10 protein-coding genes are annotated in these 11035 nt (G+C 37.5%); all 10 read left to right on the top strand.

Annotation, left to right across the window (positions count from 1 at the left end):
• Window positions 1-734 precede the first annotated feature (734 nt).
• The 10 genes from LQ216_RS01885 (at window position 735) to LQ216_RS01840 (ending at window position 11026) form a co-directional block, all read left to right on the top strand.
• Window positions 735-1697: an AAA family ATPase gene (locus LQ216_RS01885; protein ID WP_230126424.1), complete on the top strand. Its 963-nt coding sequence runs from the start codon at window positions 735-737 to the stop codon at window positions 1695-1697.
• A gap of 7 nt (window positions 1698-1704) precedes the next feature.
• Window positions 1705-4248: a S8 family peptidase gene (locus LQ216_RS01880; RefSeq protein ID WP_230126423.1), complete on the top strand. Its 2544-nt coding sequence runs from the start codon at window positions 1705-1707 to the stop codon at window positions 4246-4248.
• Window positions 4249-5062: 814 nt separating this feature from the next.
• Entirely contained in the window at window positions 5063-5401 is a 339-nt protein-coding gene (locus LQ216_RS01875; protein WP_230126422.1) for a PadR family transcriptional regulator, read from the top strand.
• A gap of 1 nt (window position 5402) precedes the next feature.
• Entirely contained in the window at window positions 5403-5741 is a 339-nt protein-coding gene (locus tag LQ216_RS01870) for a DUF1048 domain-containing protein (RefSeq protein WP_230126421.1), read from the top strand.
• A gap of 418 nt (window positions 5742-6159) precedes the next feature.
• On the top strand, window positions 6160-6921 hold the full coding sequence (locus LQ216_RS01865) for an ATP-binding cassette domain-containing protein (protein WP_230126420.1): 762 nt from the start codon (window positions 6160-6162) through the stop codon (window positions 6919-6921).
• Entirely contained in the window at window positions 6922-7671 is a 750-nt protein-coding gene (locus LQ216_RS01860; RefSeq protein WP_230126419.1) for an ABC transporter permease, read from the top strand. It begins immediately after the preceding gene.
• Window positions 7672-7745: 74 nt separating this feature from the next.
• Window positions 7746-8099, top strand: a complete 354-nt coding sequence (locus LQ216_RS01855; RefSeq protein WP_117307953.1) for a DUF1048 domain-containing protein — start codon at window positions 7746-7748, stop codon at window positions 8097-8099.
• Window positions 8096-8428 (top strand): DUF1048 domain-containing protein, encoded by a 333-nt coding sequence (locus LQ216_RS01850; protein WP_230126418.1) that lies wholly within the window; start codon window positions 8096-8098, stop codon window positions 8426-8428. Before LQ216_RS01855 ends, LQ216_RS01850 begins: the two co-directional genes overlap by 4 nt.
• 634 nt (window positions 8429-9062) lie before the next feature.
• Window positions 9063-9929 carry an AraC family transcriptional regulator gene (locus LQ216_RS01845; RefSeq protein ID WP_230126417.1) on the top strand — a complete coding sequence of 289 codons (867 nt, stop codon included), beginning with the start codon at window positions 9063-9065 and terminating at the stop codon, window positions 9927-9929.
• Between the two features lie 332 nt (window positions 9930-10261).
• Entirely contained in the window at window positions 10262-11026 is a 765-nt protein-coding gene (locus LQ216_RS01840; protein WP_230126416.1) for a helix-turn-helix transcriptional regulator, read from the top strand.
• The last annotated feature ends 9 nt before the right edge of the window (window positions 11027-11035 follow it).

The raw sequence follows: 11035 nt of genomic DNA, 5'->3' as shown, positions 1-11035 counted from the left end.
AAAAGCAACTTAAGAAAAGCCTTCCAAACGGCATTTGGAGGGTTATTTGTCGTGTCGTTGAATAGTATATCACGAGCAATACTTCTTTTTAATAAAAAACTATTGACTCCTATTAGCTGGTTTAGTTCAATAAGAAGTAAGCAACTTTATTATTCATTTTTTTGTATTATATAAGAGATGAATGTAATTTGAAACAACTTTAAAGAGCCTTGCTGCGTATAGAATGTAGTGAGGCTCTTATCTTTTTCAATCAAATTTCAATAACTTTATTATCACTATACACCATATTGTGGAGTAACTCATATTTAGTAGTAGACACATACTGCGCATCAAGGGTCTTCACGTTTGAGTGGCTTTGTGAAAGAATCTATTTAAATAACGAAGCTGAAATTCAATAGCATCGACCCTAGTGAGGACATCGGAGTTAGGCTAAACGAGGAATTATTCGGTGGAAGAAAGCTACTTAATGGGTATTGGGTAGACAAAGATTATGGGTTGGCATATCCAGCAAGAGCAAGCTAAAGTTATCAAACGTATCCAAGTGATGTAGTTGTGATGCTTGACATTGAGTGATAAACTAAAGAGGGAATCTATGTGCTTTAACAAAATGAATAACCTAACATACAATATAATTTAAGCAAACTTTACCACTATTTTTTGATGCACAAAGGACATATGTGACTTATATTTGTATTTTTATCATAAGCACTTCTAAAGAAAGTAGGTGAATCCGCATGGCAACAATAGAACAGATTAAAGCTTTAATAAGAGCGCATTTCGATAGTAATGAAGAGAAATTTAAAACTGTTGTTTTGCAAATTGCGGCTCACGAAGCAAAAGTAGGTCATACAGCAAGTGCTCGAGAAATTAAAGAAATTATTCAAAACTCTAAATATCTAAACAAAAATAAGGTTGTAGCATTAAATAACCGATTAGACATTCTTGAACAGAAGATGACTCATGTTCATTTATCTGATTTAATTGTTTCGGTTGAGATAGAAGAGAAAATAAAACGTGTAATCAATGAATATCACAAAAAAGATCTCCTAAGAAAAAATGGACTTATGAATCGTTCAAAACTTTTACTTGCAGGAGATCCTGGTACAGGAAAAACCATGACTGCTTCCGTCATAGCGAATGAGTTATATTTACCGCTTTATGTAATACAATTTGATCGGTTGATAACGAAATACATGGGGGAAACAAGTACAAAACTACGACAAGTTTTTGATCAGATAAAGGAAAGACGTGGGGTATATTTGTTTGATGAGTTTGATGCGATAGGGTCAGATAGAAACTTAGATAATGATGTAGGTGAAATGAGAAGGATCTTAAATTCATTTCTACAGAATCTTGAAGATGATGAATCCTATAGTATTATCATCGCAGCAACCAATTATCCGAGTATTTTAGATAATGCTCTATTTAGACGATTTGATGATGTAATGGAATATAAAAATCCTGATATCGAACAAATCTCAAGGGTATTTATGATGAAGCTTCATGGCAAAGCATCTAACGATATTTTTACAGAGGATGTGTACAAAGAGGCTCAAGGATTGAATCACGCAGATATTGTTAAAGCGTGTGAAGAAGCAGTTAAGTATTCCATCTTAGAAGATAACCTAATTACAAAAAACATACTATTAAATTACATTAAAGATCGTAAAAGTTATTATAAATATAAGGAGGCTTAAGCAATAAATGAAATCAAATTTAAGCAACTTATATATTAGTCAATCCTCTCAAACGATTGATTACACACCAATTGCCTCCATGGGTGGAAGAGGTAATTACCCTATTAGATCGAGCAGAATTAGCCATGCAGACCGAATAGAAGAAAACTTAAAAAGAGCGTGGGAACAAGCTGAAGAACAGCAGGAAGCATTGGGGGCTGTTTCGGTATCTTCTCGACACGGAGTATATTTAGAAATTAAGGGTCAGGCTGGTTATGATCTTATTACGAAAAGCTTAGAGAATACAACACAAAAAGTTAGAATTTGCAATATAAAAAATGAATATGATGGTGAGGAGCAGAACGTTGTAAGCTCTACTGTTTTTGTCCCTGAAAACCAAAGGGATTTTTTTATTAAAAAATTAAATAAATACAAAGAGACAGAGAATAAAGAAGAAGTAATTGGAACAATAGAAAGTATTAATCTTGCAATGGTCGATGCTCTCTGGATGAGCGATAAAAATGAATTACCCAACGAAATTCCGAAATGGTGTGAAGTGTGGCTAATGTTCGATATGAAAGAAGAAGTAGATACCATTATTGATGAATTTTTTCAAATTTGTGATATTAGAAATATTCAGCATAAGAATCAAAAAATAGTATTTCCAGAGAGAATCGTATTAGGAGTAAGAGCCAATAAGCAGCAATTATCAGAATTGCAGTGGTTAAGTTCCAGAATTGCTGAATTTAGAATTATGGTTACCCCAACAGGTTTTTTTGACCAGCTTTCTGAATTAGATCAAAGAGACTTTGTAAGAGATTTAATAGAAAGACTAGATGTCTCAGCACGGTCCAATACTTCAGTCTGTTTACTTGATACAGGTGTTAATAATGGGCATGATTTGCTGTCGCCACTTTTAACAGATGAAAATATGCATGCAGTAGACCCTGCAAAAGGTGTATATGACATTGCTGATCATGGTACAAGAATGGCTGGAATTGCATCTTACTTTACGCTAGAAGATAAACTTGAAAATACTGATCCTGTGGTAATTAATCACTTCTTAGAGTCTGTAAAATTATTTGACCATAGTGATGATAATCAACGAGAATTGTATGGTTATGTTACCGAAAGTGCTATTAGCTTAGCGGAAATACAAAATCCTGAGACTAATAGAGCCATTTGTATGGCTGTTACGGCTCCCACCAATACACTTAAAGGTGATGGCCGACCTTCTTCATGGTCAGGAGCGATTGATTCCATTATTTCAGGTGCAAATGAAATTGAGACAACTGATATAAAGAGAAAGCTTATGTTCATTTCTGCAGGAAATACATCCGTTCCAGAGATTATCGAATCAGGTGATGTAAAAACTGCTGTCACCAACCATGCAATTGAAGATCCTGCACAAGCTTGGAATGCTATTACTGTAGGTGCATATACAGGCAAATACCAAATACCTGAAGAATTAACTGGTACATTTCAGCCAGTTGTGGAACCTGGATGTTTCTCACCATTTACCTCTAGCTCACTTACGTGGAGTATTAAATGGCCGGTGAAACCGGATATAGTTTTAGAGGGCGGGAATTTAGCTTATGATAAAAATTCTAATTTTTATACGGAATTACCAGAACTACAACTCTTGACGACAAGTAAAGATGCTGTGACGGGTAAATCATTCGATACAGTTAGTATGACAAGTTCTGCAACAGCACAAGCGGCATGGATGGGTGCGAATATTCAACATCATTATCCTGAACTTTGGCCAGAAACGATAAGAGCTTTAATCATTCATTCAGCTGAATGGACAGATGCAATGAAAAACACTTGTTTTGAGAATAACCCTCCAAAAAGAATGGATTTTAGAAATTTATTGAGAACTTGTGGATATGGTGTGCCAAATTTTTCGAAAGCAATTTGGAGTGTTTCTAATAGAGTTAATCTTATTATAGAAGATGAAATTCAACCGTTTTATAAGAAGGATAGCGGAAGCATTACTTCAAAAGAAATGCATATTCATAATATACCCTGGCCAGATGATGTGTTACTTAGTCTGGAAGATAAAAATGTAAGGATGCGAGTTACATTGTCTTATTTTATTGAACCAGGTCCTGGAGAAGTTGGTTGGAAAGATAAATACCGATATCCTTCTTGTGGCCTGCAGTTTGATGTGAATAATTCAACTGAGGATCAAGATAATTTCTTGAAGAGAATTAATAAGGCCATGAGAGATGATGAAGAAGATAAAGGTGATGTGAAAAACGATAGCAGCCGTTGGGTTATTGGGCCATCTAATAGAAACGTAGGATCCGTTCATTCTGATATTTGGGAAGGAACAGCAAGTGAATTAAGTCAAAGTAATCAAATAGCTGTTTATCCAATAACAGGCTGGTGGAAACTTAGAACAAACTTAAAGAAATATCATTCAAAGATTAGATATTCTTTAGTAGTAAGTATTGAAGCACCTGAGACAGAGGTTGATTTATATTCTGTCATAAAAAATAAAATTGAATCTAAAATTAATGTTGAAAATCGTACTATTGTATCTACAGAAGTTACATATAGAAAATAAATGTTACTTGATTCACAAAGTTAAAAACACGAAAGCGCAGGAATGGTTCTTGCGCTTCTTTTCATTGTATCACCGCCTGTCTCCATCCGAATAATCCTGTGCACGAAAAAGTTCTAAACAAGATCAGGTAGTCTAAACAGGATATCTGCTTTTAATTTTATTAGAGCAGGGACGGTTATTTTGCATCTTTTCTGTTAGAAATATGATAGGAATAGTTAGTGATATTCTCACCAAAGGTTTGCATTGAACACCAACAAAATATACCAATAATGACAAAGTTTTACCACCGAACGACAATAAGTGTACCGAGGAATGAAAGACTGTATACCACTTCAAAACTTCTGATGATAAAAGATAAAAAACATAGTTTTGAGAATCAATTACTATACGAATTTGGATGATTTTCAATAAGGTAAGTACCCTGTAAACAAGGCCGGATTGTTGAGTAGTTTTATATTACGTAGTACAAGGATACTTTGCAATAGAAAATTATATTTCAACAATTGGGCGCAATTTCGCAGCATGAATTGTGCTCTTTCTTTATGTTAAGGGCCATATTGTGGAGCAACTCTTATATTGCGTAGTAGACTATATACTGCGCAAACAAGCATCTTCACAAACTTATTAAAAAATGCGGTGAAGATGGAAGTTATAATACCGACTATTGCATCTATCCTAACCCAAACAATTAAAATTAAAATTTATGATTGACAAGTGACGCTAATCTGCGTTACTATATACCGGTAATCAGTATTACTTAATACCGGTAATACAGAGTACTAAAAAAATAATCAAATACAGATGGGTGATAAATTTGGAAAATATCACAGAAATGCTCAAAGGGGTACTCGAGGGTTGTGTGCTGGAGATCATCAGTCGTGGCGAAACTTACGGCTATGAAATCACACAGCATCTGCGAGAACTTGGTTTCACTGATGTAGTTGAAGGCACAGTTTATACGATAACCATGCGGCTTGAGAAAAACAATCTGGTTGACATCGAGAAAAAGCGATCCACTGTGGGACCTCCGAGAAAATTTTACACTCTTAACGAAGCAGGTCAAAAGCAACTTGAACTATTTTGGGTAAAATGGGATTTCATCTCAAGCAAAATGAACGAACTCAAAACAAAAGAAATCAAAAGGAGAAGATAAAATGAATTTTATTGAAAAAATCATCGGAAGTCTGGACGACAAGCGAGAATGGAAGGCAATGGAGGCTCGTGCGAAGGTACTTCCACGTGAGTATCATAACGCATACAAAGCTATTCAAAAATATATGTGGACTGCTGGTGGCCTCACCGACTGGAAGGATATAAGCCGTATTTTTGGTGGTATTCTTGATCTTTTTGAAGAAGGTGCAGCATCAGGCAAGAAAGTCACTGAACTTACGGGTGAAGACGTGGCCTCTTTCTGTGAAGAACTAGTGAAGGATGCGAAGACTTGGAAAGATAAATATCGCGAGAAGTTGAATGATATAATTGGTCGTGATTAATAGCCGTGGTTGAAGCTGAAACGGCATAAAGTAGATAATTTTTGGAAAATAGCAGGGATGATTTAGTGTCTTTGCAGAACTTAAACCTTAAAACCTATTGCTCAGATATTGAAGATTAGTTAAAATGCCTTAATGCCATTGATATAAGTAAATTCAATAGAACATTCCGACTGAATAGCTGGCTACTAATGAGAGTTGCCACCTTCACTATTCAGTTATATTTTAATCCGGTAATCAGTAATACAGAATATCGGTATTGCTAAGTAGTGGGGTATAGACAACAGATGCACAAATTAATTGACCAAATCATGACTAAGCTTTGTTTGAATGCAAACTACTTGCTCACTTATCAGACAAAGCACCAAATTTTCGGTTCTAGAATGCGCTCTTGCTGCGCTAATAATAAGGAGGAAAAAATATGAGAGATACAGCGATTTCTGTAAAAGGGTTAATAAAATCCTTTAAAGACAAAGAAGTGTTAAAGGGGGTGGATTTTGAGGTGCAGCGTGGCGAAATTTTCGCACTACTGGGGTCAAACGGAGCAGGCAAGACTACTGCGGTCAACATTCTCTCAACTCTGTTGAAGCCAGATGGTGGAGAAGTAAGCATTTGCGGCTATGATGTTCAACGTCAACCGGAAATAGTTCGCCAAAGCATCAGCTTGACAGGACAGTTTGCAGCTTTAGATGGTATGCAAACGGGTAGAGAAAATCTGATGATGATTGCTAAGTTGCGAGCAGTTTCCAATCCCGCTCAAGTTACCGACAGTTTGCTCTCAAGATTTAACCTGACCGATGCGGCCAACCGCCGTGCTGACAAATATTCTGGGGGGATGAAGCGTAGGCTAGACATCGCTATGAGCTTGATTGGAACTCCGGCAGTCATTTTTCTCGACGAACCAACTACTGGGCTTGACCCTGAAGCACGAATTGAAGTCTGGGAAACCGTCAAGGAGCTTGCAGGCGGCGGCACAACCATATTACTGACGACCCAGTATCTAGAGGAAGCCGAACAGCTTGCGGACCGTATTGCTATCCTACATGGCGGAAAAATCATTAAGAGCGGTACCCTTACCGAACTCAAGGAGATGTTCCCGCCAACGAAAGTGGAATACGTTGAGAAACAGCCGACATTGGAGGAAATTTTCCTCGAAATCATCGGGAAAAAGGAGGAGAAATAAATGAAAAGTAAAACAGGGGTCTTATTAGGGCGATTAATGCGCAATATCATGCGCAGTCCGGATACGATAATAACAGTGGCGATTACGCCAATTATGATGATGTTGTTGTTTGTTTATGTATTTGGTGGTGCGATAGAAACTGGTACGGACAATTATGTCAATTATTTATTACCAGGTATTCTGCTAATCACCATCGCATCTGGCGTTGCATACACTTCCTTGCGGTTATTTACGGATGTAAAAAGTGGACTGATGGCACGTTTTATCACCATGCCCATCAAGCGCTCGTCAGTATTGTGGGCGCACGTGTTAACCTCACTGGTTTCCAATGCACTTACTGTCGTGGTGGTTATCCTCGCCGCATTTTTGATGGGATTCCGACCTAATGCAGGTATCATTGATTGGCTTGCGGTAGTTGGGATACTAGGGCTGTTTACACTGGCGCTGACATGGCTGGCGGTCATTCCTGGATTGTCAGCAAGGTCTATGGAAGGGGCGACAGCATACTCGTATCCGCTGATTTTTCTTCCGTTCATTAGCTCGGCATTTGTTCCCACTGAAACCATGCCTAAAGTTGTTCGTGTGTTCGCTGAGAACCAGCCCGTGACTTCAATTGTGAATTCGATTCGTGCCCTCTTGTATGAAGGAACTGTGGTTAATGGAATCTGGACTGCGCTTGCCTGGTGTTTGGGAATCATGGTCATTGCTTACTTGATTGCCAGTAAAGCATTTAAACGTCAGTTAGGGTAAGAATACCAGAGAAAGTGGAAATTGTTTAATGCTAAACAAAAAGACATGTATATGTTAATTAGGAGGATACTACAATGAACTTTTTAGAAAAAATAACTGGCAGCGACATGACTAAAGAAATGAAAGGTTTTGAAGCACGAGCAAAAGTCTTGCCAGCTGAATATCAAACTGCTTGGAAAGAAATTATAAACAATCTCTGGATTCACGGAGATTTCACCGGTCGAAATCTAATGCCGATTCTGGAAAGTGCTCTTGAACTGCTTGAAGTTACATCAGCTGACGGTCAGAGTGTCGAAGAAGTACTAGGAGATGATATTAAAGACTTCTGCGCAGCGCTTGTTGGTGACGAAGGCGCAAAAACTTATCGAGACAAATGGCGTGTCCAACTCAACAAGAACGTAGAAAGAAAATTAGGAGGGCTGAAATGAGTATTATAAAAATTATCGAAGGAAAAAAAGAGTGGAGAGCGCATGTTTCACGTGTCAATGAACTTCCACAAGATTATCAAATTGTTTATAAAGAGATCCAAAAATATCTCTTCAAGGTCGGGCCTGTAGAACTAGACGAAGGTATCGGACTACTTACGGAAATTCTTAGCTTCTTTGAAGAATCCGCAGCTGCTGGGAAAGATGTGCTTGAAGTAACAGGAACAGACGTTGCTGCTTTCTGTGATGCGCTGATCGGAGATTCAAAAACTTACTCGGATCTCTATCAAGAATCGGTCAATGAAAAAGTCAATAAGGCAATGAAAAAATAGAAAAAATATATCTTGATGGCATAATTCTATCGAACTGTTGCCTAAGTCCAGGTGGTCAAGTAAAGGTCAAGTAACCATCCAAGTCAATAAATTTGATATAGACCAAATGGAAGTACCCGAAAAAACGTTCGTTAGATTTTAAAGATGAATTTATTGTGTAGAGGGTGCAAAATTTGAACAAGAAGATCGTCAATTTGGCGGTCTTTTTCTATGAAATTCAAATGGATGTAGAAGATAACATGAGAATTTAGACTAGTAGATACTTATCTTGAGAAAACACAACCCTTTTCATTTACTGCACAGTACAACAATACTATTCAATAGATAAACGATATTCTCCAATCGGGCGCTTTAATGAAACAAGGAACACAAAAATGATCAAACTTTTTTATAAAGAATTGCCCTAATAAAAAGAGATAAGAGCATGTTTTGATCAAGCTTTTTTTAAAACATGCTCTTTCTATTTGTTCATTTATCAAGGTTATTTGGAAACCTACATCATATATGATAACTGTTCAAGACGCACTACCAGCTTGCAATTTCTTTTATCTCAAAAAATACAGTCTAAACAAAGCAAAAAATGACAGGATGAAAGCAGAAATGGTTGTTAGTATGAAATCAAGGAGTGAGCGATATGGTGTGGCTTGAATCATTGCAGCGAGCGATAGATTATATGGAAGAACATTTATTGGACCAAGAGATAACGATCGAAAATATTTCGAAACAAGCGAATGTGTCGGCATTCCACTTTCAGCGTACATTTGCAATATTGACTGACATATCCGTTGGTGAATATCTCAGGCGTCGACGTCTGACACTTGCCGCACAGGAGTTATCCAGGACAAATTGCAAAATCATTGATCTCGCCTACAAATATGGCTATGACACTCCCGAGGCTTTTTCAAAGGCTTTTCGCAGACAACATGGCGTATCACCAAGTGAAGCAAGAAAGTACATTGGAAAGCTGAAATCTTATAACCGCCTGATTATACAGGTGAGCCTGAAGGGAGCAGAACCAATGAAGTACAAAATCGTGGAAAAAGGCAGGTTTCAAGTCGTAGGAATAAAGCGGGAATTCTCATTAGCCAATGAGGAGAATCTGAAAGGTATTCCTAAACTGTGGGAAGAAGTAAATCAAAATGGTATGGACGATTTATTATTCAGCTTGAATAATGGCCAGATTAAGGGAGTACTGGGGGTATGTGTTGTTAATAGCGAGACACAATCGCAGCAAGCTATGGATTATTGGGTAGCTACAGAATATGACGGAGACATACCCGAAGGATTAATGAAATGTGAAATACCAGCATCTAAATGGGCTGTATTTGAAGTTCATGGCCCGATGCCTCATGCCATGCAAAACGTATGGAAACAAATCATTTCAGAATGGTTGCCTTCCAGTAATTATGAGCATGCTGGCACACCTGACTTAGAAGTCTATACAGAAGCACATCCTGCGAGTCCGGATTTATATTCTGAGATCTGGATACCGGTAAAGTAAAAGGAAATGTAATAATCCTGAGGGTTCAAGTTAAAGCATGAACCCTCAGGATTTTTTCATTATGAACAGTTAGCAACACCCTCATTGTTTAGAGCTTCAACCAAATGGAGCCATTCCTATAAAAGTTATTTCATTAAGAACCTCGATAGAATATATAAATTCTCTCGGCAATCCTCACTATTTCGAAAATCATCATATTCAGTAGTACTAAGATGCGAAAAGGCTTAATTACCTTACATATTTGACTGATTAGCAGGAAAAGAAAGGATCGATGCAGAACATATATTCTATAGTAAAAGCAGTCATTTAAGCAATAGAGAGGAGAATGATAAATGAAAAAATCCGGGGATCAGTCTGTTTCAATCGAATCAGTTGGAATGAGCCAGCGAGAATTTTTGACGTTATATTTGCTTCATACACTTTCGGACAAGGCTAACTACCCAAGAGCGATACATCAAGAATTAAATAACCAGTTTTCCGAAAAAACGCACAGCTATGATTATTTATGTAAGATCTGCAATCAACTGGTCGATTCACATCATTTGCAATTATACACGGAAAAAGGAAGAAATTATTATAAACTCACCGAAAAAGGCAAAGAGTTATTTACATGGTATAAATCCAACTTCAAGGAAAGAATGATTGAAGTGAAGCTGGTGATTGACCGGTTTATGTATGAACTTACCGGATCCGGCAGCAATCCGACTGTCCATCACGAGCTTCCGGAAGAATACCGCTCTTACTTCTCAAAGATTATATCGGTGAAAGATCTTGTCCGGTTCATCACGTTGAAGACGGCGCAGACGAGAACAAAACTGTATATGGGAGAAGTCGGCGAAATTTTAAAGGCTAACTTTGGCTGGAATGCGAGCAATGGATACTTATATGATCTGGCACATGAGATGGAAGAGACCGGCCTGCTTATCGGCGGCTGGGAAAGCGAGAAAAGAACGAAGCGATTTTTAAGAATTACAGAGGAAGGCCGCTATCATTATAAACAGATTGCCGATTCCGCCGCTTACCAAGTACGCGAAATTCAAAAATACTTAACGAACGTGTTATTATTCTTAGAAGAGAAACAAAGTATCAAGTTATAGAGGATGAAA

This window comes from Bacillus sp. CECT 9360 (genome assembly GCF_918741275.1).
Classification (GTDB): domain Bacteria; phylum Bacillota; class Bacilli; order Bacillales; family DSM-1321; genus Peribacillus.
Note: the sequence above shows the minus strand (reverse complement) of the source record. Positions and strands in the feature narration are given on the sequence as shown.